Annotated in this window: 22 protein-coding genes and 1 pseudogene; 9 read left to right on the top strand and 14 right to left on the bottom strand. The window is 66.2% G+C overall.

The features are described from left to right. Positions 1 to 19: 19 nt before the first annotated feature. The 5 genes from rsmD to A5636_RS03240 all read right to left on the bottom strand — a co-directional run bounded on the left by rsmD (position 20) and on the right by A5636_RS03240 (position 6,594). Positions 20 to 574 carry a 16S rRNA (guanine(966)-N(2))-methyltransferase RsmD gene (rsmD, locus tag A5636_RS03220; RefSeq protein ID WP_065157280.1) on the bottom strand — a complete coding sequence of 185 codons (555 nt, stop codon included), beginning with the start codon at positions 572 to 574 and terminating at the stop codon, positions 20 to 22. Further along, on the bottom strand, positions 571 to 3,978 hold the full coding sequence (locus A5636_RS03225) for a pyruvate carboxylase (RefSeq protein ID WP_065157256.1): 3,408 nt from the start codon (positions 3,976 to 3,978) through the stop codon (positions 571 to 573). The genes rsmD and A5636_RS03225 overlap by 4 nt, the downstream gene beginning before the upstream one ends. Positions 3,979 to 3,991: 13 nt before the next feature. Further along, entirely contained in the window at positions 3,992 to 4,603 is a 612-nt protein-coding gene (locus A5636_RS03230) for a vitamin K epoxide reductase family protein (protein ID WP_065157281.1), read from the bottom strand. Position 4,604: 1 nt separating this feature from the next. Continuing rightward, positions 4,605 to 5,360, bottom strand: coding sequence for a DsbA family protein (locus tag A5636_RS03235; RefSeq protein ID WP_065157257.1), 756 nt, complete (start codon positions 5,358 to 5,360; stop codon positions 4,605 to 4,607). A 100-nt stretch (positions 5,361 to 5,460) separates the two neighbouring features. Beyond that, complete coding sequence (locus A5636_RS03240) at positions 5,461 to 6,594, bottom strand: alpha/beta hydrolase (protein ID WP_065157258.1); 1,134 nt, start codon at positions 6,592 to 6,594, stop codon at positions 5,461 to 5,463. Here A5636_RS03240 and A5636_RS03245 point away from each other — a divergent pair. Further along, a complete protein-coding gene (locus A5636_RS03245; RefSeq protein ID WP_065157259.1) occupies positions 6,593 to 7,438 on the top strand; it encodes an aldo/keto reductase in 846 nt (281 codons plus the stop codon). The genes A5636_RS03240 and A5636_RS03245 overlap by 2 nt on opposite strands. A 5-nt stretch (positions 7,439 to 7,443) precedes the next feature. Beyond that, on the top strand, positions 7,444 to 8,289 hold the full coding sequence (locus A5636_RS03250) for an aldo/keto reductase (protein WP_065157282.1): 846 nt from the start codon (positions 7,444 to 7,446) through the stop codon (positions 8,287 to 8,289). Between the two features lie 8 nt (positions 8,290 to 8,297). On the opposite strand, the gene A5636_RS03255 is transcribed toward A5636_RS03250, so the two are convergent. Genes A5636_RS03255 through A5636_RS03265 form a run of 3 tightly spaced genes read right to left on the bottom strand, consistent with a single transcriptional unit; the run spans position 8,298 to position 12,951 of the window. Further along, positions 8,298 to 9,011: an HNH endonuclease family protein gene (locus A5636_RS03255; protein WP_065157260.1), complete on the bottom strand. Its 714-nt coding sequence runs from the start codon at positions 9,009 to 9,011 to the stop codon at positions 8,298 to 8,300. Next, on the bottom strand, positions 9,008 to 11,224 hold the full coding sequence (gene recG / locus A5636_RS03260) for an ATP-dependent DNA helicase RecG (protein WP_065157261.1): 2,217 nt from the start codon (positions 11,222 to 11,224) through the stop codon (positions 9,008 to 9,010). The genes A5636_RS03255 and recG overlap by 4 nt, the downstream gene beginning before the upstream one ends. Next, positions 11,224 to 12,951: a DAK2 domain-containing protein gene (locus A5636_RS03265; protein WP_081287576.1), complete on the bottom strand. Its 1,728-nt coding sequence runs from the start codon at positions 12,949 to 12,951 to the stop codon at positions 11,224 to 11,226. The genes recG and A5636_RS03265 overlap by 1 nt, the downstream gene beginning before the upstream one ends. Positions 12,952 to 13,176: 225 nt before the next feature. On the opposite strand from A5636_RS03265, the gene rpmB reads away from it, so the two are divergent. Continuing rightward, positions 13,177 to 13,371: a 50S ribosomal protein L28 gene (gene rpmB, locus A5636_RS03270; RefSeq protein WP_036354526.1), complete on the top strand. Its 195-nt coding sequence runs from the start codon at positions 13,177 to 13,179 to the stop codon at positions 13,369 to 13,371. A 9-nt stretch (positions 13,372 to 13,380) separates the two neighbouring features. On the opposite strand, the gene A5636_RS03275 is transcribed toward rpmB, so the two are convergent. Further along, on the bottom strand, positions 13,381 to 14,220 hold the full coding sequence (locus tag A5636_RS03275; protein WP_065157263.1) for a mycofactocin-coupled SDR family oxidoreductase: 840 nt from the start codon (positions 14,218 to 14,220) through the stop codon (positions 13,381 to 13,383). 37 nt (positions 14,221 to 14,257) lie between these two features. Between A5636_RS03275 and A5636_RS03280 the strand changes: the two genes are divergently transcribed. The 4 genes from A5636_RS03280 to A5636_RS03295 are packed head-to-tail and all read left to right on the top strand — an operon-like array spanning position 14,258 to position 17,958. Beyond that, positions 14,258 to 14,701 carry a nuclear transport factor 2 family protein gene (locus A5636_RS03280; RefSeq protein WP_065157264.1) on the top strand — a complete coding sequence of 148 codons (444 nt, stop codon included), beginning with the start codon at positions 14,258 to 14,260 and terminating at the stop codon, positions 14,699 to 14,701. Between the two features lie 33 nt (positions 14,702 to 14,734). Continuing rightward, the gene (locus A5636_RS03285) at positions 14,735 to 15,889 is read left to right on the top strand and encodes a sulfotransferase family protein (protein WP_065157265.1); all 1,155 of its coding nucleotides are present in this window, start codon (positions 14,735 to 14,737) and stop codon (positions 15,887 to 15,889) included. After that, positions 15,882 to 17,126: a DUF1214 domain-containing protein gene (locus A5636_RS03290; RefSeq protein WP_065157266.1), complete on the top strand. Its 1,245-nt coding sequence runs from the start codon at positions 15,882 to 15,884 to the stop codon at positions 17,124 to 17,126. Before A5636_RS03285 ends, A5636_RS03290 begins: the two co-directional genes overlap by 8 nt. A 1-nt stretch (position 17,127) precedes the next feature. Beyond that, the gene (locus A5636_RS03295) at positions 17,128 to 17,958 is read left to right on the top strand and encodes an oxidoreductase (protein ID WP_065157267.1); all 831 of its coding nucleotides are present in this window, start codon (positions 17,128 to 17,130) and stop codon (positions 17,956 to 17,958) included. A 1-nt stretch (position 17,959) separates the two neighbouring features. Here the strand turns inward: A5636_RS03295 and A5636_RS03300 are convergent, their stop codons facing one another. From A5636_RS03300 to A5636_RS03315, 4 genes are all read right to left on the bottom strand, one after another. Further along, on the bottom strand, positions 17,960 to 18,610 hold the full coding sequence (locus A5636_RS03300) for a nitroreductase (protein ID WP_081287577.1): 651 nt from the start codon (positions 18,608 to 18,610) through the stop codon (positions 17,960 to 17,962). 32 nt (positions 18,611 to 18,642) lie between these two features. Next, positions 18,643 to 19,326, bottom strand: a complete 684-nt coding sequence (locus A5636_RS03305) for a uracil-DNA glycosylase (RefSeq protein WP_065157269.1) — start codon at positions 19,324 to 19,326, stop codon at positions 18,643 to 18,645. Beyond that, positions 19,323 to 19,613, bottom strand: coding sequence for a DUF1330 domain-containing protein (locus tag A5636_RS03310; protein WP_065157270.1), 291 nt, complete (start codon positions 19,611 to 19,613; stop codon positions 19,323 to 19,325). The genes A5636_RS03305 and A5636_RS03310 overlap by 4 nt, the downstream gene beginning before the upstream one ends. A 93-nt stretch (positions 19,614 to 19,706) precedes the next feature. Beyond that, on the bottom strand, positions 19,707 to 20,675 hold the full coding sequence (locus tag A5636_RS03315) for a thiamine-phosphate kinase (protein ID WP_065157271.1): 969 nt from the start codon (positions 20,673 to 20,675) through the stop codon (positions 19,707 to 19,709). A gap of 156 nt (positions 20,676 to 20,831) precedes the next feature. Here A5636_RS03315 and A5636_RS03320 point away from each other — a divergent pair, with 156 nt between their 5' ends. Next, positions 20,832 to 21,335 (top strand): DUF3515 domain-containing protein, encoded by a 504-nt coding sequence (locus tag A5636_RS03320; RefSeq protein WP_081287578.1) that lies wholly within the window; start codon positions 20,832 to 20,834, stop codon positions 21,333 to 21,335. Here A5636_RS03320 and A5636_RS03325 read toward each other — a convergent pair. Further along, positions 21,332 to 22,390, bottom strand: coding sequence for a D-alanine--D-alanine ligase family protein (locus tag A5636_RS03325; protein ID WP_437339792.1), 1,059 nt, complete (start codon positions 22,388 to 22,390; stop codon positions 21,332 to 21,334). The two genes, A5636_RS03320 and A5636_RS03325, sit on opposite strands and share 4 nt — an antisense overlap. Between A5636_RS03325 and A5636_RS27050 the strand changes: the two are divergent. Further along, positions 22,307 to 22,576: pseudogene (locus A5636_RS27050) on the top strand (D-alanine--D-alanine ligase A); the annotation flags it as partial. The gene A5636_RS03325 and the pseudogene A5636_RS27050 overlap by 84 nt on opposite strands.

Raw genomic sequence — 22,576 nt, forward strand, 5'->3', positions numbered from 1 at the left:
AGCACGCTAGCAGCACGCCCTAGCCGCGCTCGGCCAACTCCAGACGGGTGTCGCCGTACACCCGCTCGGGCCACGCCGACCAATCGCCCGGCCAGGTCAGCCGCGGGCTGCCAGCGCCGCGCTCGACCACCGCGACGGTCCCCGCCCGCACCCAGCCATACGCGTCCAGCGCGACCAACACCGCATCGATCTCCGCGCTGTCGACGTCGTAGGGCGGATCGGCAAGCACCAGGTCCACCGGCGCCGCGGTCCCGCCGGCCAGCACCGTCGCCACCGTGCCCTTGCGCACCGTCGCACCCGGCAGGCCCACCGTGGCGATGTTGCGGCCTATCACCGCCGCGGCGCGCGGGTCGGACTCGACGAACACCGCGGAGGCGGCTCCGCGCGAAAGCGCCTCGAGGCCCAGCGCACCCGAGCCGGCATAGAGATCCAGCACGGCTAGGCCCGCGAAGTCCAGGCGCGCCGTCAAGATGTTGAACAGCGACTCGCGGACCCGGTCGGTCGTCGGTCTGGTCCCCTTTGGCGGCACGGCGAGACGACGCCCTCCAGCCGCCCCGCCGATGACGCGTGTCAGGGGGTGCTGCTCTCTTGCTGCGAACTCAGCACCAGCAGCAGGTCGCCGCCTTCCACCTGAGCGGTGCTCGATACCGCGATCCGCTCGACGGTGCCGTCGTTGGGTGCGGTGATCGGGGCTTCCATCTTCATTGCCTCGATCGTGGCAATGGTCTCCCCGGCGCTGACCTGATCCCCTTCGGACACGCCTACCGTCACCACCCCGGCGAAGGGCGCCGCGATGTGTCCGGGGTTGCCCCGGTCGGCTTTCTCCGCGGCCGGAACGGCGTCGGCAATGCTGCGGTCGCGCACGAGAACGGGCCGCAGTTGGCCATTGATGATGCACATGACCGTGCGCATGCCGCGCTCGTCGGGTTCGGAAATGGCTTCCAGTCCGATCAACAGCTCGACACCAGGCTCCAGCTTCACCCGATGCTCTTCACCCTGACGCAGACCATAGAGAAACTGGTTGGCCGACAGCTGGGAGGTATCACCGAAAGTCTCCCGATGTTCCTCGAATTCAGCTGTGGGACCAGGGAATAGCAATCGGTTCAACACAGCCTGCCGCTTCGTCCCGGGTGCGGACAATGCCTCTTCGTCTTCTGCGCTCAGCTCTGGATCCGGCTTGGCCGGAGCGCGACCCGCTAGCGCGGCCGATCGTAACGGCTCCGGCCATCCCCCGGCCGGATCGCCCAAATCGCCGCGCAGGAAGCTCAATACCGATTCGGGGATGTCAAGTCGTGCCGGTTCGGCAGCGAACTCGTCGGCGTTCACTCCCGCGCCCACCAGCGCCAGCGCGAGATCACCCACCACCTTCGACGACGGGGTCACCTTGATCAGACGGCCGAGCACCCGGTCGGCACCCGCGTACGCCTCTTCGATCTCCTCGAACCGGTCCCCCAGCCCCAGCGCGATCGCCTGTTGGCGCAGGTTCGACAACTGACCGCCCGGGATCTCGTGGTGATACACCCGCCCGGTGGGGCCGGGTAGTCCAGATTCGAAGGGGGCGTAGACCTTTCGTAGCGCTTCCCAGTACGGCTCCAGCGCTGACACCGCCGCCAGCGACAAACCGGTGTCGTATGGGGTGTGGGCAGCCGCGGCCACGATGGAACTCAACGCGGGCTGGCTAGTGGTTCCTGCCATCGGCGCCGCTGCGCCGTCAACCGCATCGGCCCCGGCCTGCCACGCGGCCACGTAACTGCCGAGTTGCCCACCCGGGGTGTCGTGCGTGTGCACGTGCACCGGCAGGTCGAAGCGACTCCGCAGCGCACTGACCAGGGTGTGAGCGGCCGGCGCCCGCAGCAGCCCGGCCATGTCCTTGATGGCCAGCACATGCGCACCGGCATCGACGATCCCCTCGGCCAGGCGAAGGTAGTAGTCCAGGGTGTACAGCCGTTCCGCGGGGTCAGACAGGTCACCGGTATAACACATCGCGACTTCTGCGATGGCGGAACCGGTTTCGCGTACCGCATCGATTGCCGGCCGCATCGAGTCGAGGTTGTTCAGCGCGTCGAAGATTCGGAAGATGTCGATGCCGGTGGCGGTTGCCTCTTCGATGAACGACTTCGTGACGATTTCCGGGTAAGGCGTGTAGCCCACGGTGTTTCGGCCCCGCAGCAGCATCTGCAGACAGATATTGGGGATCGTTTCCCGCAGCGCGGCCAGCCGCTCCCACGGGTCCTCCTTGAGGAAACGCAGCGCCACGTCATAGGTTGCGCCACCCCAGCATTCGACCGACAGCAGCTCCGGTATCGTCCGCGCGAGATACGGTGCCACCATCAGCAATCCGCTGGTGCGCACCCGAGTGGCCAGCAGCGACTGGTGCGCATCGCGGAAGGTGGTGTCGGTGACCCCGACCGCGGGCGACTCCCGAAGCCAGCGCGCAAAGCCTTCCGGCCCCAACTGAATCAACCGTTGCTTGGACCCCGGCGGCGGCGCCGCCTCCCGGTCCACCTCGGGCAGCTTGTCCTGCGGGTACACGGTCGACGGTCGCGCGCCGTGCGGCTGATTAACGGTCACATCGGCGAGGTAGTTGAGGATCTTGGTGCCGCGGTCCGCCGACGTGCGCGCGGTCAGCAGTTGCGGGCGATCGTCGATGAACGAAGTGGTGATGCGGCCGGCTTGGAAGTCCGGATCGTCCAGAACCGCTTGCAGGAACGAGATATTGGTCGAGACACCGCGAATCCGGAACTCCGCCATCGCCCGCCGCGCCCGGTTGACCGCCGTCGGGAAATCCCGTCCCCGACAGGTCAGCTTGACCAGCATGGAGTCGAAGTGCGCGCTGATCTCGGCACCCAGATTAGTGCTGCCGTCCAGACGGATTCCGGCGCCGCCGGGCGTGCGTAACGCGCTGATCCGTCCGGTGTCGGGCCTAAATCCGTTGGCCGGATCTTCGGTGGTGATCCGGCACTGCAATGCGGCACCGTGTGGGCGCACGTCGTCCTGCGTCAGACCCAGGTCGTCGAGGGTCTCCCCCGCAGCGATCCGCAGCTGACTGGACACCAGGTCGACGTCGGTGATCTCTTCGGTGACGGTGTGCTCCACCTGAATCCGCGGGTTCATCTCGATGAAGACGTACTCGCCGTTTTCGTCCAGCAGGAACTCGACCGTGCCGGCACAGCTGTAGTCGATGTGACGCGCGAAAGCGACTGCGTCCGCGCAGATCCGCTCGCGCAATTCCGCGGGCAGGTTCGGGGCGGGCGCCAGTTCGATCACCTTCTGGTGGCGACGCTGCACGCTGCAGTCACGCTCATACAGATGAATCACGTTGCCGTGGCTGTCGGCCAGGATCTGCACCTCGATGTGCCGTGGTCGCAGCACGGCCTGTTCGAGATACACCGTGGGATCGCCGAATGCTGACTCGGCTTCCCGGCTGGCCGCCTCGATCGCCTCGGGCAACGCCTCACTATCGGTGACCCGCCGCATGCCCCGGCCCCCGCCGCCGGCAACGGCCTTGACGAACAAGGGGAATCGCATCCCCTCCGATGCGGACACCAGGTCGTCTACCGACGCCGACGGTGCCGAGGACTCCAGCACCGGCAGCACCGCTTCTCGCGCCGCGGCGATGGCCCGGGACTTATTTCCGGTCAGCTGAAGGACTTCGGCACCGGGACCCACGAAGGTGATACCCGCAGCCGCACATGCCGCCGCCAAATGCGGGTTCTCCGAGAGGAATCCGTAGCCCGGGTAGATCGCGTCCGCCTCACAGCGCAGGGCGGTTTCGACGATCTCGTCGACGGACAGGTACGCCCGCACCGGGTGCCCGACCTCGCCGATCTGGTACGACTCGTCGGCTTTGGTCCGGTGCAGCGAGTTGCGGTCCTCGTGGGAGTAGACGGCGACGGTGCCCACGCCCAGTTCGTAGGCGGCACGGAATGCCCGGATGGCTATTTCGCCGCGGTTGGCGACCAGCACTTTGGAGATCACGCTCGACCCTAACTCAGATCAGTGTCGACCAATAATTCCAGAAGCGGGCCATGATCAGCAGGAACACCGCGGTGAACCAGAACGTGACGATCGACCATCGCCACCCGAACAGCAATCGGACAACCGTGCGATCTTCGATCACGGGACGCACCAGAACAGACACCACGACCACCAACAGCGTGATGGTGACGGCCCAGACCACCATGCAGTACGGGCACAGCGCCCCGATGCGGTACAGGCTTTGATAAATCAGCCAGTGCACGAAGACCGTACCGAGCAGCACACCCGCCGCGAGTCCCACCCAATACCACCGGGGCAGCGGAACTTTCGCCACTGCCAGGACCCCGGTGACCAGCACCACGGTGAAGGCCGCAATGCCGGCCAACGGGTTGGGGAAGCCGAACAGCGACGCCTGCGGGGTCACCATCACCGACCCGCACGACACGATCGGGTTGATGTTGCACGACGGCACGTAGGACGGGTTGCGCAGCAACTCGATCTTCTCCACCGTCAACGTGAGCGAGGCGAGTAGGCCGACCGCACCCGCGATCAGCACCCACCACGCGCTGCGCGCGGGCGCCCAGAGGCCGTCGGCTGTTTCGGAGACGGGTTGCGCTGCCACCAGGTCAGGTCTTTGCCGTGGCGGCGGCCTCGTCCATACCGGGTACGTTGCCGACGATCTCCCTGATCTTTGCGACCAGCGCATCGGGCGTCGACCACTCGTATTCCTGGCCGTTGATCTTGACCGTCGGTGTCGCGCGGATGTTGTTGGCCGCCGCCAGACCGGTGACCTTCGAGATGTACTTGCCGCTGTTGATGCAGTCCGGCACCGTGCCGGCGGCCCCGGCCTGCCGCGCGAGTTCGATCAGGCGTGCATTGTCGGGGAACTTCGTGCCCGTCTCGCTGGGCTGGATGCCTGCGCTGTACAGCGCCGAATGGAAGCGGCGGAATGCCTCTTCGGACTCGTCGGCGACGCAGTAGGCTGCCGCGGCGGCGCGCGAGGAATAGTTGTCGGTGCGTGGGCTGTCCAGGATGGTCAACATCGTGTAGTCGGCTTCGATTGCGCCGATGTCGATGAGTTTGGAGACGGTCGGACCGAAACCCCGCTCGAAGTTGCCGCAAGCGGGGCACAGGAAGTCTTCGTAGAACGACACCACGGCCTTGGGCTTGCCGGCGTCGGTGACCAACTTGCTCGACGAGACCCGAACCGCACCCTCTTGCCCGCCGGCGGCCTTCTTGTGGTTCGAGTTGACGATGTAGAACACCAGGACGACGGCAAAGATCACCACGATTGCGGTGCCGCCGATCTGGATGAGCCGGCCGAATTTGCCGTCGCCGGACTGCAGATCGAGTCGCGCTGGGCGCTTTGGTTTATCGGCCACAGTGATCCTCACGTGTGTTGGCTGCACCCCGTTCGGGGTTCAGGCGCCCCGGTCGGGGTTCAGGCGCCTCTAGAGTACCGACGGCACTGGTGAAAGCCGGTCAGCACCGGCTCAGGTGCGCACGCAGCGCCGAGATCAGCTCCTTCGTTCCCGCAGCGCTGCCCCCGCCGAGCTGGAACAGGTTTGCGAAGCCGTGCGTGAGCGAACCCATGTAGCGCAGGTCGACATCGACGCCGGCGGCCCGCAACGCGTTCGCGTAGTCCTCTCCTTCGTCGCGCAGCGGATCAAAGCCGGCCACCGCGATCAGCGCCGGTGCCAGCCCAGCCAGCGACTCGGCCAGTGCGGGAGAGACCTGTGGATCGGCGAGATCGATGTCGGACTTCCTCAGGTACTGCGCCGTGAACCAGTCGATATCGCGCCTGGTGAGCAGGAAGCCGCGGGCGAACAAACTCAGCGACCGGGTCTGCGCGGTGAAGTTGGTCCGCGGGTAGATCAGCCACTGCAGCACCGGCGCGGGTCCGCCCTTTTCGAGGGCATCGTCCCGAGCCATCTGACTGACTACGGCGGCCAGGTTGCCACCAGCGCTGTCCCCGCCAACCGCGATCCGCTGCGGCGCTGCGCCGAGTTCGCCGGCATGCTCGCAAGCCCACTGGAAAGCGGCGTAGGCATCCTCGATCGCCGCCGGCGCCGGATGCTCCGGGGCCAGCCGGTAACCGATGGACAGAACGTGAATTCCGGCGTCTCGGCTGGTCAAGCGGCACAATGCGTCGTGGGTGTCCAGGTCACCGATCGCCCAGCCGCCACCGTGGTAGAAGACCAGCAGCGGTGCGCCGTCGGCGCCGGCGGGCGGCCGATAGTGCCGGGCGGGGATGTCACCGGCCGGTCCGGGTAGTGAAAGCTCGCTTACCTCGACGTGGATCTGCGGACCGGGCATGTCCACCATGTTCTGGTGCATCAGGTCGCGGGACGGGCCTGGGTCGTCGTCGACCACCAGACCGTCGACGCCGACGGCGCGCAGGCCGGTCAGCATCAGCTGCAGTGTCGGATCGAGGGTGTTGCCGTCGATGATGACCGAACGGTTCCGGGTGAGCAGCCGCTTCGCGGCGGACGGAATCAATGGGATGACTTTGACGCCGGCACCCGTGACGGTGTTCTGGACGCGCGTCAGCCAACCCACTGGTGCGCGCGTCGGTCCGGATTGCAGTTCCGCCGCGCCTGGCAGACTTTTCGTCATGGGCCGCTCCCTCGAGAAAACCTTCGTCACGCTAAATGACGGCAATTCGATTCCCGTCGTCGGCCTCGGTGTCTTCAAGATCGAACCGGCGGAGACCGAGCAGGCGGTGAGTGCCGCGCTGCGCGTCGGTTATAGGCATATTGACACCGCGGCGGCCTACCGAAACGAGCGAGAGACCGGGCGCGCGCTCGCCCATTCCGACGTGCCCCGCGACCAACTGTACGTCGTGACCAAATTGGCGAATCCGGACCAGGGTTACGAGAACACGCTGCGCGCATTCGACGCGAGCATGGAGCGCCTCGGCCTGGATTATCTGGACCTATACCTCATCCATTGGCCGCAGCCACAGCTGAACAAATTCGTCGACACCTTCAAGGCCTTCGCCAGCCTGCGGGACCAGGGCCGGATCAGATCTATCGGCGTCAGCAATTTCGAGCCCGAGCACCTGATGGTCCTCGTCGACGCGACGGGCATCGTTCCGACGGTCAACCAGATCGAGCTGCACCCGCTGCTGGCCCAGCGGGAGTTGCGCAAAGTCCACGCCCGCCTGGGCATTGCCACCGAGGCATGGTCCCCGCTGGGGCGCGGATCGCTGCTGACCCACCCGACGATCACCGCAGTCGCCACAGATTGTGACCGGACACCAGCCCAGGTGTTGATCAGATGGCATATCCAACTCGGTAATATCGTGATTCCCAAGTCGGTCAACCCCGCGCGGATTGCGAGCAACTTCGACGTGTTCGACTTCGAACTCAGTACCAGCCAAATGGCGTCGATCTCCTCGCTGGACGACGGAACACGGCTTGGTCCTGATCCGAGAACTTTCACTTCAACAGGTAGGTGAATCACGTGACTGGCGAGCCGGGCAGCGGCATACCCTCTATTGCGCTCAACGACGAGAACACGATTCCAGTGCTCGGTCTGGGGGTCGCCGATTTGTCCGACGACGAGACCGAACGCGCGGTAGCAGCCGCGCTGGAGGCCGGTTGCCGGCTCATCGACACCGCGGCCGCCTACGGCAACGAAGCGGCGGTGGGGCGAGCCATCGCATCCTCTGGCATCCCCCGCGCGGAACTGTTCGTCACCACCAAACTGGCCACCGAAGAGCAGGGTTTCGCCATGTCCCAGGACGCCTGTACGGCAAGCCTGGAGCGGCTCGGTCTGGATTACGTCGACCTTTACCTCATTCACTGGCCCGCCCCGTCGCTGGGCAAGTACGTGGACTCGTTCGGCGGCCTGATCCAGTCCCGCGGCAACGGCCACGCCCGATCTATTGGCGTGTCCAACTTCACCGACGAGCATCTGTCCATGGTCATCGACCTGACCTTCTTCACACCGGCCGTCAACCAGATCGAGCTACACCCGCTGCTCAACCAGAGCGAGCTGCGCAAGTCGAACGCCCAGCACGAGGTTGTCACGCAGTCCTACACGCCGCTGGCCCTCGGCAAGCTGAACGACAACCCGACGGTCACCTCAATCGCGGGCGAATACGGCAAGACGGCATCGCAGGTGCTGTTGCGGTGGAATGTGCAACTAGGCAACGCGGTGGTCTTCCGCTCCGCCAATCCCGAACACATCGCCGGCAACCTGGACATCTTCGACTTCGAATTGGCCGCCGAGCACGTGGATGCCCTCAACGGGCTCAATGACGGCACCAGGCTTCGCCCGGATCCGGAAACGTATAGCGGCGCCTAGCTCTGCGGTCATCCCGCCGGGCAGGTGCCGGCGGCCTGACGCAGCACGTCGGCGGACGCCTGGTCGAGCGGCAGCGCGTAGCCGCGCATCACGGCGATGAACTGCATTGCGTACTGACACGCGAATGCCCCGTTGGGCGGCATCCATTGCGCGGGCGGGGAATCGCTCTTGTTCTGATTGGCCTGGCCCTGCACGGCCAGCAGGTTGCCGGGGTCGTTGGCGAACTTGCGCCGAAGCGGTGTCGGCCAACTCGAGGCGGCCATGTCCCACGCGTACGCCAGGGGCACGATGTGGTCGATCTGCACCGATTCGCCCACCTTGGCGCCGCGCTGGAAAGCAATGACGGCATTGGTGTACGGGTCGTGCAGAGTGCCGGTCGCCACGGCATTGGGACACCGCTTGGTGAAAACGAAGGTGACGTCGACGAGATCGCGGGCCAGGATGTCGTCGCGGGTGTCACAGCCGTTGTGCCCGAGCGGGGCATCGTTGTTGTCATCCCACGCGTCACCGAACGCCGACCTGCGGTAGTCGAAGCGATGGTTACGGCGGGGCACCACGGCGACACCGGCGAGCACGTCGACGCCTGGCTGCACCGTCGGGACGTCCGCGCGGGCGGCGAACTCGTCGGCACGTCTGGCCGCTGTCGACCCGACGGTCTGATAGGCGACCACCAGGGCCAGCACCGTCACCGCGCACAGCCACCAGAACCTTTTTCGGGTCACGACTTGTCCAGGTATTCGATGCGGTCGTTGTCCATGAATTGCGTTGCCAGCCAGAATAATTCGGGGCGTTCCCGGTTTTCGGCGTGGGCATGGACGCAATATTGCCGGGCCGTCTCGATGTGGGTGAGGTGCTTGGCCAGCGACAGTAGCCGCAGCGTGATCGGCTTGCCGGACTGGTTGCGGCCCAACACGTCTCCTTCTTTGCGCTCCTCCAGGTCCAGGTCGGCCAGCGCGAACCCGTCCATGGTCGAGGCCACCGCATTGAGGCGCCGACTGGCCGGCGACTGCGGTGAGACCCAGCTGACCAGCAGGCACAGGCTGGCGTGCCGGCCCCGCCCGATGCGGCCGCGCAGTTGGTGCAGCTGGCTGATACCGAACCGGTCGGCGTCCATGATCAGCATTATCGTGGCGTTGGGGACGTCGACGCCGACCTCGATGACCGTGGTGCACACCAACACATCGACCTCGCCCGCGCGGAAGGCCGCCATCGCGGCGTCCTTGTCGTCGGTCGAGAGGCGTCCATGCATGAGCGCCAGCCGCAGTCCCGCCAGTTCGCCGGTGCTCAGCCGCTTGAAAAGCCCTTCGGCAGTGGCCGAAGGCCTGGGGCCGCCTTCCTTCTCGGCGTCGTCGTTTTCATCGATTCGCGGCGCCACCACATAGACCTGTCGACCGGCTTCGACCTCCTCGTGGATACGTCGCCAGGCGCGGTCGAGCCAGGCCGGCTTGTCCTCGGCGTAGATGACCTGGGTATTGATCGGCTGGCGACCGCGCGGAAGTTCGCGCAGCGTCAGGGTTTCCAGATCGCCATAGACGGTGAGTGCGACGGTGCGTGGGATGGGCGTCGCGGTCATCACCAGTAGGTGCGGCGTAATGCCCGCGGGAGCCTTGGCGCGCAATCGATCTCGTTGCTCGACGCCGAACCGGTGCTGCTCGTCGACCACCACCATGCCCAAGTTGTGAAAATCCACCGCGTCCTGCAGCAGCGCGTGGGTACCGACCACGATGCCGGCCTGGCCGCTGACGATCTCGGCACGTACCTGCTTCTTCTGGGCCGCCGACATCGAACCGGTGAGCAACACCACCCGGGTCGCGTTGTCGGCCCCGCCCAGCTGACCCGCCATGGCCAACGGGCCGAGCACCTCGGTGATCGACCGCAGATGTTGTGCGGCAAGGACTTCGGTAGGCGCCAGCAGCGCGCACTGGTAGCCGGCATCGACCAGTTGCAGCATCGCCACTACCGCCACGATGGTCTTGCCCGACCCCACCTCGCCCTGCAGCAGGCGGTTGAGCGGGCGGGTGGTGGCCAGCGCCTCGGACAATACGTCCAGCACCTCACGCTGACCCGCCGTCAGCTCGAAGGGCAGCCGTCGCAACAGGTCGGCCACCAGGCCGTCGGACCGCGGCGCTGCCGGCGGCCCCGATTCCGACAGTTCGCCGTGCCGGCGACACACCAGCGCCCACTGCAGCCCCACGGCTTCGTCGAAAGTCAGGCGTTCGCGGGCCCGTTCACGCTCGGCGGGGTCCTCGGCAATGTGGATGGCGCGCAACGCCTCGTCCTCGGATACGAATCCGTGCTCAGCGCAAAATTCCGCGGGCAATGGGTCCGGCACCGGATCAAGAACATCGAGTACCTGACGCACGCAGTTGAAGATGTCCCAACTCTGCAATTTCGTGCTGGCCGGGTAGATCCCGAAAACCCGACGTTCGTAGGCGGCCGCCACGTCTTCACTGCTGCCGGCGTGGGTCGCTTCAGCGATCGTCTTCAACGATTTGGTGCCGATATTCCTGCCGCTCGGCGCGTCGAGGACGAGGAACGCAGGATGCGTCAACTGCATTACATCCTTGAAATAGCCGACCTCCCCGGACAGCATCACCTTGACGCCCTTGGTCAAGTCCTTGCTCATCCAACCGGCATTGAAAAACGTGGCCGTCACTCTGTTGCGTCCGGAGCCCAAAGTGATGCGGTGGTACTGGCGTTTCCGGTCCTTCGGCATTTGCTTCGTGACGGCTTCCGTGATCACGTCGACGACGGTGACGTGCTCTCCGGGCTCTGGCCGTTCGTCGTGAGCGCCGATCCGGGCCGCGCCCTGGAAGTAGCTGCGTGGGTAATGCCGAAGTAGGTCGTTGACCGTCTGGATGCCGAACTGCTCGTCGAGTAGCTTGGCCGTCTTCGCGTTCAACAGAAATGGGAGCCGATCGCCCAGCGAGGCCACTACTCCACTCCGATCAGCAACACGTCGCCGCGATGCCCGGTGCGATAAACCACCAGCTCGCTCCCCGGATGGCGGTCGTGCATATGCCCCTCCAGGACGGTCTGGATGGCTTGGGCGTCGTCGCCGTCGAGAGCGGCCCCCTCCAGCACGGTCACCAAGTCGCCGCCGGACGCCAACAGCAGATCGAGCAGGCCGATCGCCGCTGCTGCGGCGTCCTCGGCCACGATCAGCACCTCATCGCCGGCGATGCCCAGCCCGTCGCCCGGCTTGCAGGTACCGGCCCAGGTCAATGCGGTCTCGGTAGCGATCCGCACCGATCCGTGCCGGGCGCCGCCGGCGGCGCGGGCCATGGTGTAACCGTCGTCGACGGCCTGGCGACCGGGGTCGTGCACGGCCAGTGCGGCCAACCCCTGGACCATCGACCCGGTCGGCACCGGAACCACGTCCACTCCCCAGCCGATCGCTGCCGTGCAGCCCGCGACCAACTCCTCGGCCGCCACATACCCGTTGGGCAGCACCATCACCTGGGCGGCACCGGTGTCCACCACCGCGCGCACCAGTTGGTGGGCGCTGATACCGACCGCGGGCGCCGCGCCGGATTCTGTGGGCTGATCCCGATCCGGCCGCAGCACGAAGGCACCTTCGCCGGCGAACAACTCATCGGCGCCGTCGCCGTCGACTACGGCCAGCACCGCGCGATCCCGGGTCCAGCCGCCCGCAGGCAGCCCGGAGATGCCCGAACTGAGCGCCGACACCACAATCCGGCTGAGTCGTCCGGCGACCAATCCCGCCTCGATCGCGGCGCCGGCATCGTCGGTGTGCACGTGCACCGAGTAGCTCTGTTCCGGGGCGGCCGCAATCGCCACCGAATCTCCCAGTTCGCCGAGCCGTTCACGCAGTGTGTCGGCGGCGTCGGTACCGCAACCGGCCAGCAGGTACATCACCTCGAAGTGGGGAGCCGGGCGGCGGTTCCCTGCGTCGACCTGCAATGACGGCGGCGACGGCTCGTACACGGGCCGCGCCGGCGCGTGCCCGGTGATGGTCGAACGCAACGCATCGAGCAGGACCAACAGGCCACGGCCCCCCGCATCCACCACACCGGCGTCGGCCAGCACATCGAGCTGCTCGGGGGTCCTGTCCAGCGCGACCAACGCCGCGTCACCGGCGTCGATGACGGCGCGGGCCAACGTCTCGCCGGCGCTGGCGCACTGCTCAACGGCCGTGGCGGCCGCCCGTAACACCGACACGATGGTGCCGGGCACCTCGTCACCACCCATGGACGCGATGATCAAATCGACACCGCGCCACAACGCCGCGCCAAAGATTTCGGCGTCGATCACGGTCAGCAGGCCACCGGATTCCGCGGCCACGTTCGCCGTCACGTCGGCGATGCCCAACAGGATCTGCGACAGGATCACTCCGGAGTTTCCCCGGGCGCCCTTGACGGCCCCGGCGGACAGCCCGGCGGCGACGCCGGCGACATCGGCGACCCCGGCCCCGGCACCCGAATCCGCCTCCGCAAGCGCCGAACGCATGGTGAACAGCATGTTCGTCCCGGTGTCGGAATCGGCGACCGGGAACACGTTGAGCCGGTTGATCTCGTCGATGTGCGTGATCAGGTCACTGACCACCGTGTGCGCCCAGTCCCGCAGGGCTAAGCCGTCCAACGGACGATCCATTGAAGAAGACGTACCCAAACCCGACCCCACCTCCTCTGCTGCGCTCATGGGGCCATCGATTGCGCGTCAGCGTAGCCCCGGCCCAGCCGGCACTCGAGCCTAGCCATCGTGTGCGACAGCACAGGTCATCGCACGTCTCGGCGCAGTGACGTTTTGGTGGTTGCCGACCACAGTCGGTATCCTGGGACGGCCTGGGCTAGCCTGGGCTATTCCGGTAGTTCGGCAGACCCCCGAGGCGTCGCCGAACCCAGACAGACTTGAGGAGATCGAACCATGGCCGCTGTGTGCGATATCTGCGGGAAAGGCCCCGGCTTCGGTAAGTCGGTGTCGCACTCCCACCGCCGCACCAGCCGCCGGTGGAACCCCAACGTGCAGACCGTGCACGCCGTGACTCGTCCCGGCGGCAACAAGCAACGCCTCAACGTCTGCACCTCGTGCATCAAGGCCGGCAAGGTCACGCGCGGCTGACGCCAGCCCTCACATGACCACGTGGCCGGCGTCCACGGGTATCGACACCCCGGTCACGTAGCGCGCTCCCGGGCCCACCAGCCAGAGCACAACGGCGGTGACGTCTTGCGGCTCGACCAGCGGCACCCCGGGCAGCAACGTCTGGGTGACGGCTGGATTGGGGTTTTCGGTCATCCGGTTGATCACGAAATCGTTGATGATCATCGGCGTCGCAACACCGCCGGGATGTATCGAGTTGACGCGAATCTGGTGGGGTCCGTACGCATTCGCCGCCGACCGCATCAGGCCCACCACACCGTGCTTGGATGCGGCATAGGCGAACATCGCGGCGCTGCCGTCGCCGCCGCGGCCGGTCAGGCCCTGCGACGAACTGACCAGGACAACGGAACCGCCTCGGCCTTTGCGGATGATCGACGGCACGGTGGCGAGGATGGTATGCCACACACCCTTGAGATTGGTGTCGACGATCGCGTTGAACACCGATTCCGAATGCGTCTGAGCATCGCCCATCGCCACCACGCCGGCATTGGCGATGACGATGTCGATATCACCGAGCTGGTCGATACCCGTTTGCACTGCGGCTTCCAGTTGCTGAAGGTCCCGAACGTCGGCGACGACGGGAGCCACCTTGCGGCCGGTGGCTTCGACCAGTCGGGCGGTCTTGTCGAGATTGGCCTCGGTGCCGAGCGGGTAAGGGATGCCGTCGATGTCGGCGCAGATGTCCACGGCGATGATGTCGGCGCCCTGCTGGGCGAGGGCGACCGCGTGGCTGCGCCCCTGGCCGCGTGCTGCGCCGGTGATGACGGCGACGGAGTTGTCGAGCGGTCCCGGCGTCCAAGGTAACGTCACGACGATCAGACTAGGTTCTGCGAGGAAGTGGTTCGCCGTGACCGGTAGTGCAGTTGAAATAACCAACCTGATCTACACCTATGCGCAGTGCCTGGACGGCGGGGACCTGGACGGAGTCGCGGGCCTGTTCGAACACGGCCGGATCTGCGGAGTAGAGGACGGCCCCCCGGAAACCGTCTTCGCCGGCGCTGAGCGGGTGCGGGCAATGTACGAGATGGCCACGCGCATCTACGAGGACGGCACGCCGAAGACCAAGCACCTCACCACGAATGTGCAACTTTTCATCGACGACGAACAGGGAACCGCGCGCAGCACCTCCTACTACTGCGTCACGCAGGCCACACCGGAACTGCCGTTGCAGGTGATCGTGACCGGGCACTACAAGGACACTTTTCACCGGCTCGACGGCGTCTGGTGGTTCGACACCCGAATCATGTTCATCGACCAGGCAGGCGACCTCAGCCAGCACCTGAAGTTCTGACGCGTGGCGGATCCCTTCGAACCTGCGGCCGTAATGGCGGACGCGCAAGGTAAAGAGTCACTGGATGATTGGGGACCGGGCGAGTTCGAAGAGCCCATGCGGATGCTGCTGGCCGACTACGCGCGCGCCGACCTGAACCCGATCGGGGTCCACATCCTGCGTTCGGGCATCGTGCACAGCCTGCGAATGCGCCTGCGTACCCAGGAGTGGTTCCGCCGTCACCCGGAGATTCTGGACGAGCACGTCGCGGCGCCGATCGTCGTCATCGGCATGATGCGCAGTGGCACCACACTGCTGCAGCGGCTGCTGGCCGCCGACCCGCGATTCGTCTGCGCGTATGGCTGGGAGGTCGTCGAGGTTGCGCCCCGCCTCGAATTCTCTTTCACGGGAATCGATCCGCGCATCGGTATCAGCGAGGCGCGGGAAGCCAAGTCCCGTGAACTGGCACCGGAATTGTTCGCGATCCACCCGATGTATGCGCGTGAAGCCGAGGAGGAGATCGTCTTTCTGGCCGACGCGTTCCTGTCGCATGTCCCCGAATCCGGCGCGCACCTGCCGCAGTACCGGTCCTGGCTCGACGAACAGGATTTCACCCCCGCCTACAGATACCTGCACCGCATGCTGCAGTTCCTGCGGTGGCAGAAGCGCCGCCGGGGGGTGTCAGGGCAGCGCTGGGTGCTCAAATCACCGGCGCATCTGGGATATTCGGACCTGTTGCGGGCCCAGTTTCCGGGTCTGCACATCGTGCACATGCACCGGGATCCGCGCACCACGATCGCATCGGGAGCCAGCCTCAATGCGACCCTGCATGCCATGCATGCCGACACCGTCGACCTGCACCGAGTGGGAGCGCAATGGTTACAGCGGATGGGCTGGACCAATGACCGAGCCATGACGATCCGGGACGGCTGGGCCGACGACGCCTCGCGGGTCACCGATATCGGATTCGACCAGGCGGTGGCGGATCCGATCGGACAGGTGGCCCGGGTGTACGACGCCGTCGGTGTCCCGTTCACCGACGCAGCGGCGGCGGCGATGCGCCGGTGGCTTTCCGACCGGCCCCGCGAAGTTCCACGCCCGCCGTACGGGCTGGACGCCTACGGCCTGCATCCCCGTCAGGTTGATGAGCGATTCACGTTGTACAACAAGCGTTTTCAGAGCTATATCGGAGGAGCGACTCGTGGTTGACAATCCGGTCTCGACGGCGTCCCAGCGCGAGCAGGAACTGGCGGCCCTCGATTTGATCGAGCATCCGACCGTCAGGGCCGCCTATCAGTCCGTGGCGCAGACCTGGCTCGGCCGGGCGAAGGCCTCCGATGCGATGCGCGCGCGTTTTGATGCGGCCTTCGCCGAAGTGATGTTCTCCGCGGCGGTGTGGTCGTCGAACCAGGACAAGTTACGGCCGAAAGTCTCCTGCATCACCCGGTTGGCACATCCCGTGGACGGCCGGCGCATCCCCGGATCACGTTGGGGCATCGACAATCCCGACAGTGTCTACCGCGTTATTCCGATCTCCGGCGACGAGCGCTACGAGATTCACGGCCGCGTAGGCGAACACCGGATGACCGAGAACTACTTCACGCTGTGGGACGCGCACATGGGCACCGTCGACGTGCTCAACGGCCGGACCATGCAGGTCGACTCCGATGGCAGCTTCACCATCACCGTCGACTCCGATCCCGCCGGGGGTCGGCCCAACCATGTCCGGACCACCCCCGAGGCGCACGAGTTCTACATCCGGGATGTGCTGCTGAACTGGGAACGCGACGAACCGAATTACCTTGAAGTGCAACGCCTTGGTGGTGCACCGGAGACCCCGGCGCGCACCCGCGACGAGCAGGCCGAGGCGACAGCGGCGATGATGGCGTATTTCGCCGACTTCACCGGCAAGCTCAGCCACGGCGTGTACAAGATGTCGCCCAACCACTTCAACCTGGCCTGGTCGGCCGACAAGGTCGGTGCGATGCGCAACCAGGTCTATGTCATGGGCCGTATCGATCTCGCCCCGGGCGAGGCATTCGTCGTCGACCTCAATGACGGTGGCGCCGAGTACTTCACGGTCCCACTGAGCAATATCTGGGGCACCACGCTGGACATCATCGACCGCACCGGCAGTCTCAACAAAGCACAATCGCTGGCCAACGAGGACGGCAGCTATACCTATGTCATCGCGCCGGAAGATCCCGGCGTGGCGAACTGGATCGACTCCGACGGGCTCCGGGAGGCCATTCTGACGTTGCGGATGGCTGAATTCGGCGCGGCAGGTCCCCGCGAGGGCCTCGGTGCCCGCGGCCGGGTGGTGAAGCTGGACCAGCTGGAAAGCGAAGTGCCCCAGTTGCCGCGAGTTGACCCGGCGCAGCGGGGCTTGCAGCTCGCCGATCGCCGCGCGGCATACCTGCGCCGGCTACCGGAAGGGAACGCCTGAGATGGGTCGCTGGCTGATCACCGGTTGCTCCACCGGCTTCGGACGTGAAATCGCCCGCGCAGCCTTGGAAGCCGGGCACAGCGTGGTGGTGACCGCGCGGCAAGCCGAAGCGGTGCGGGTTTTCGTCGACGACTTCGGCGATCGGGCGCTGGCGGTGGCACTGGACGTAACGGATGCCGGCCAGATCCGCGCGGCCGTTTCCGCTGCCACCGAGGCGTTCGGCGGGATCGACGTCCTGGTCAACAACGCCGGCCACGGTTACCTGTCCGCCGTCGAAGAGGGCGAGGACGCCGAAGTGCGGAAGTTGTTCGACGTCAACTACTTCGGCGCGGTGGACATGATCAAAGCGGTGCTGCCGGGCATGCGTGCCCGCGGGTCGGGCCACATCATCAACATGTCGTCGATGACGGGATTGGTGGCCAACCCGCCCAACGCCTACTACTCGTCGACCAAATTCGCACTCGAGGCTGTCACCGAAGCGTTGGCCACCGAGGTGCGGCCGCTGGGTATCAAAGTGACCGCCATCGAACCCGGCGCGTTCCGCACCGACTGGGCCTCGCGTTCGATGAAGGAAACTACCAGCGTGATAGCCGACTACGCAGATGTGGCGGCCCGCAAGGACCTCATCAAGCAGTTTGCCGATCACCTACCCGGCGACCCACACAAGGTTGCCGAGGCGGTCCTGATGGTGACTGAACTCGATGATCCGCCATTACGATTGCTGCTGGGCCGAGACGTGTTGAAAGCCATGCGCGACAAGATCGCCACGCTGTCCGCGTCGATCGAGGAATGGAAAGCGGTCACCAAAGACGTGAACTTCCCGGATCAGTAGGTCACTCGTCGAGGAACACCGCATGTGCGTCCACCGGGTCGCGCCCGATGCGAATCGAGTTGCCCGGGAAAGCCGGATCCGGGTAACCCACCGCCAGACCGCACAAGATTCGCATGTAGGACGCGATGCCGAGTTGCCGGCGCACGATGTCTGGGTAACCGGCGATCGACACCTGGACACAGGTGCTCAGCCCACGCGCAGTCAGTGCCAGCAGCAGGGTCTGGACAAACATGCCGACGCCCATGCTGTCGACATGGTCGAGATCCTGGTGCATGAACACGACTGCGCCCAGCGGGGCGCGGAAGAACTCCCAGTTGCGCAGCACCGCCGTACGCCGGCCGTCCGCGTCGTCACGGGCAATACCCATCGCTCCGTAGACCTGCGCTCCGAGGTCACGACGCAGATGAGCGAACCCCGGCGGCAGCTGCGGAACCCTCGGTGGTTCCGCGCGCGCCTGCTTGAGCAGTGCGGCCACCAGTCGGTCCCGGGCGGCGCCACTGGTGAAAACGATCTGCCAGGGCTGCACATTCGAGTTGGACGGCGCCCGCATCGCCAGCGCCAGCGATTCTTCGACCAGGTGCCGAGGTACCGGCCGGGGCAGAAACATCCGAGTCGATCGCCGCTGCTGGATGGTCTCTTCTAGGTCGTGCACCCCTCAATGCTGACAGCCGGCGGGTGGGTCAGTCACGGCAACCGCCAGTCGATCGGCTCGGCGCCGCATTCAGTGAGCAACTGGTTGGCGCGACTGAACGGGCGCGACCCGAAGAATCCGCGGGATGCCGACAGCGGCGAGGGGTGCGGGGATTCGATCGCGACGCACTTGCCTTCGGCGAGCATGGGTTTGAGCGTCGACGCGTCACGACCCCACAGGATCGCCACCATCGGCTGCTCGCGCGCCACCAACGCACGAATCGCGCACTCTGTCACCGCTTCCCATCCTTTGCCGCGATGCGACGCCGGGTTGCTGGGGCGCACGGTCAGCACCCTGTTCAGCAGCAGCACACCGCGTTGCGCCCACGGTGTCAGATCGCCAGACGAGGGCGGCGGGTGTCCCAGGTCGGCGGTGTATTCGTCGAAGATGTTGGACAGGCTGCGCGGCAGCGGCCGCACCTCGGGTGCCACAGAGAAACTCAGACCGACGGCGTGCCCCGGAGTCGGGTACGGATCCTGCCCGACGATCAAAACCCTGACGTGGTCGAACGGAAAGGTGAAGGCGCGCAATATGTTCGGTCCGGCCGGCAGGTACTGGCGGCCAGCCGCGATCTCCGAGCGCAGAAACTCCCCCATCTTCGCCACTTGCTCGGCCACCGGCGCGAGCGCCGCGGCCCAGCCCGGCTCGACGAGTTCACTCAGCGGTCGTGGGGTCATTGCAGACCCGTTGCGAGCAGGACCAGCGTCTCGGCGCCGGCTTGGCGGTCTCTGGAGATTTCCCGATACTCCGGCGATTGCGCCCACTCGCGGAAGGCAGCGTCGTCCGGAAACGACATCAGCACCACCTTCTGGTAGGCCCAATCGCCCTCGACCACCTCTGGTGACTCATCGGCAGCCAGCAGGGTGCCGGAATGACGGCGGAAGACCTCCATGAACGCGGCCTGGTATCGGTCGTAGGCCGGACGATCGGTGAATCTGAGCTGGGCGATCGCGTACACGGTCACGCGGCCACCCTAGCTTTCGGCGGCGAGGCGCAGGCCCGTCCCCCGTTGCCGGGTCCTGACGGTGCGATCGAACCACTGTTCCAGCGCTTGGTCTCACCCCGCGAAAGACTCCCAACCCGCACGCCCCGCCCACTCCTGACCGTCGACCAGCACACGCGGCGGACCGTCGACGACCCGCCCGATCACCCTCCAGCCGACCGGCGCCGCATCCGGGAAACAAGCCACCAAAGCGTGGTCTTCACCACCGCCCAGCACCCATGCCCACGCATCTGCGCCAACGGCGGCAGCCGCGTCCGACACCGCCGCGCGGTCTGGGGTCAGCGCCGCGGTGGATAGGTCAATACCCACGCGGGAGGCCTTTGCGACGTGCCGCAGATCGGCAATCAGGCCGTCGGACACATCGATCATCGCCACCGCTCCGGCCGCCGCCGCCGCCGCGCCCTGACCATAAGGCGGCCGCGGTACCAGATGCTGGTCACGCAAATCCGAAAATTCCTCGAGACCGTTGTGCCACAACTCATATCCCGCGGCCGAACGGCCCAGCACTCCCGCGCAGGCGACCACCGAACCGGCTGCCGCTCCCGACCGGAGTACCGGCGCGCGATCCGCCAGATCACCCAGGACCGTCACCGACACCACCCACTGGGGGCAGCTGACCAAGTCTCCACCCGCGACGCCGGCACCGATGAGTTCTGCCTCGTCCCATAAGCCGTCGAACAGCTCGGCCACCTCGGCCGTCGGCGTGGCGCCCGGTGCCCCGAAACCCACCACGAACGCGGTCGGCCGGGCGCCCATCGCCTCGATGTCGGCCGCGTTCTGCGCGATCGCCTTGCGGCCAACGTCATAGGGCGTCGACCAATCCAGCCGAAAGTGCCGATCCTGCACCAACATATCGGTCGACACCACGGTGCGTCCGTCATCCGCCGACAGCACCGCCCCGTCGTCACCGGGTCCGAGGATGACCGCGGCGGGCTGCCTGCGACCGCGGACCAACCGCTCGATAACCGCGAACTCACCGGACTGCTGCAGCGTCGGAGACTCTCCCGATGCTTTGTCGCGCACGTCACCTCCTGCGCCACCCGAGCGACCCCCGGACGGTCCTCCGACCTGCGGTAAGTTAGGTCCCTGCCGGTACGGGCGGATCGCGTCAGTGTAAACGTGAGGCAAGGTGGCCAGGTGAGCGGCGACTCCGATCCCGGCGGGCCGCCGCGAGCGGCGATGTTTGCCGCGCTGGCGTTGGCCGTCGGGACGATCGTGGGAATTCTGGTGTTCGCGGCGACCCGCCAAGCACCGCGGCACCCGGTCGTCATCTCCGCGATACCCGCACCGCAGGCCGGCGCTCCCGCCTGCCAGGCACTGATCGCCGCGCTGCCGCAACAACTGGGGAAGTTCGAACGTGCAGCCGTTGCCGACCCGGCACCCGCCGGCGTGAGCGCCTGGCGGTCGGAGTCCTACACCGAACCAGTCGTCGTGCGTTGTGGCCTAAAGCGACCCGACGACTTCGTCGTGGGGTCACCCATTCAACAGGTCGACCGGGTCCAGTGGTTCGAGAGTGCGCCGCAATCAGGCGCCGACACGTCCACCTGGTACACCGTGGATAGGCCGGTCTACGTGGCCCTGACGCTGCCCGCGGGCACGGGGCCCGCGCCGATTCAGGACCTGTCCGCCGTCATCGACCGAACCATCGCGGCGGTTCTCATCGACCCGGCTCCCGCCCGCTAACGCAGACCGACGCCGCGGGCCAGCGCCGTATCCACCATGGTGGCCAGCAGGGTCGGATAGTCGACACCGCTCGCCGCCCACATCCGCGGGTACATCGAGATCGTGGTGAAGCCCGGCATGGTGTTGATTTCGTTGATGACCGGGCCGTGGTCGGTGAGGAAGAAGTCCACCCGGGCCAGGCCCTGGCAGTCGATGGCCTCAAATGCCCGAATCGCCAACTGCTGCACCGCAATGGCAACGTCGTCGTCGACCTTGGCCGGCACATCCAATTCGGCTGCGTCATCGAGATATTTAGTGGCGAAGTCGTAGAAGCCGTCTTCGCGTCCGCGCACGCCGACCACCCGAATCTCCCCCAACGTGCTGGCTTCGATTGTGCCGTCCGGCATCTCGAGAACGCCGCATTCCAATTCCCGGCCGTTGACGGCGGCTTCCACGATCACTTTGGGGTCATGGCGGCGGGCGGCGGCGACGGCGGCGCTGAGTTGGTCCCAGCTCGACACCCGACTGACGCCGATCGACGAGCCGCCACGGGCCGGTTTGACAAACGCAGGCAAACCCAACCGTCGGCACTGGTCGGCGGGCAAAGTCTGGTCCGACGGACGCAGGACCGCGTAGTCACCGACCGGCAGTCCTTCGGCAACGAGCAATTTCTTGGTGAATTCTTTGTCCATTCCGGCCGCGCTGGCCAGCACGCCGGCGCCCACGTAAGGCACACCGGCAAGTTCCAGCAGCCCTTGAATGGTGCCGTCTTCACCGTAGGGTCCGTGCAGGACCGGGAACACCACATCCACTGACCCCAGGACGTCTCCTGCGCCGGGCGTCAGCGACACCAACTGCCCACGCCGCTGCGGGTCGGCCGGCAACGCCAATTCGGCACCTGATTCAGAAGTCACCGCGGGCAATTGGCGATTGGTGATAGCCAATGCCTCCGGGTCGCCGTCGTTTTCGGCGGGCGCAGCAACGAGCACGCCATCTCCTGCGTCTCGGCCGGCAGCATCCTGCGCAACCTCGACCCGCAACGGTTCGACGTGGTAGCTATCGGCATCACGCCGCAGGGATCGTGGGTGCTCACCGACGGCGACCCGGAGGCATTGGCTATCACCAATCGCCAATTGCCCGCGGTGACTTCTGAATCAGGTGCCGAATTGGCGTTGCCGGCCGACCCGCAGCGGCGTGGGCAGTTGGTGTCGCTGACGCCCGGCGCAGGAGACGTCCTGGGGTCAGTGGATGTGGTGTTCCCG

Origin of the sequence: Mycobacterium asiaticum (assembly GCF_001673315.1) — a bacterium.
Taxonomy (GTDB): Bacteria; Actinomycetota; Actinomycetes; order Mycobacteriales; family Mycobacteriaceae; genus Mycobacterium; species Mycobacterium asiaticum_B.

Coding starts and splice junctions, on each gene's coding strand:
- A5636_RS03245 (WP_065157259.1), top strand. CDS start 6,593: ATGGGCCGCTCCCTCGAGAAAACCTTCGTCACGCTAAATGACGGCAAT.
- A5636_RS03240 (WP_065157258.1), bottom strand. CDS start 6,594: ATGACGAAAAGTCTGCCAGGCGCGGCGGAACTGCAATCCGGACCGACG.
- A5636_RS03265 (WP_081287576.1), bottom strand. CDS start 12,951: ATGAGCGCAGCAGAGGAGGTGGGGTCGGGTTTGGGTACGTCTTCTTCA.
- rpmB (WP_036354526.1), top strand. CDS start 13,177: ATGGCCGCTGTGTGCGATATCTGCGGGAAAGGCCCCGGCTTCGGTAAG.
- A5636_RS03285 (WP_065157265.1), top strand. CDS start 14,735: ATGGCGGACGCGCAAGGTAAAGAGTCACTGGATGATTGGGGACCGGGC.
- A5636_RS03295 (WP_065157267.1), top strand. CDS start 17,128: ATGGGTCGCTGGCTGATCACCGGTTGCTCCACCGGCTTCGGACGTGAA.
- A5636_RS03305 (WP_065157269.1), bottom strand. CDS start 19,326: ATGACCCCACGACCGCTGAGTGAACTCGTCGAGCCGGGCTGGGCCGCG.
- A5636_RS03320 (WP_081287578.1), top strand. CDS start 20,832: ATGTTTGCCGCGCTGGCGTTGGCCGTCGGGACGATCGTGGGAATTCTG.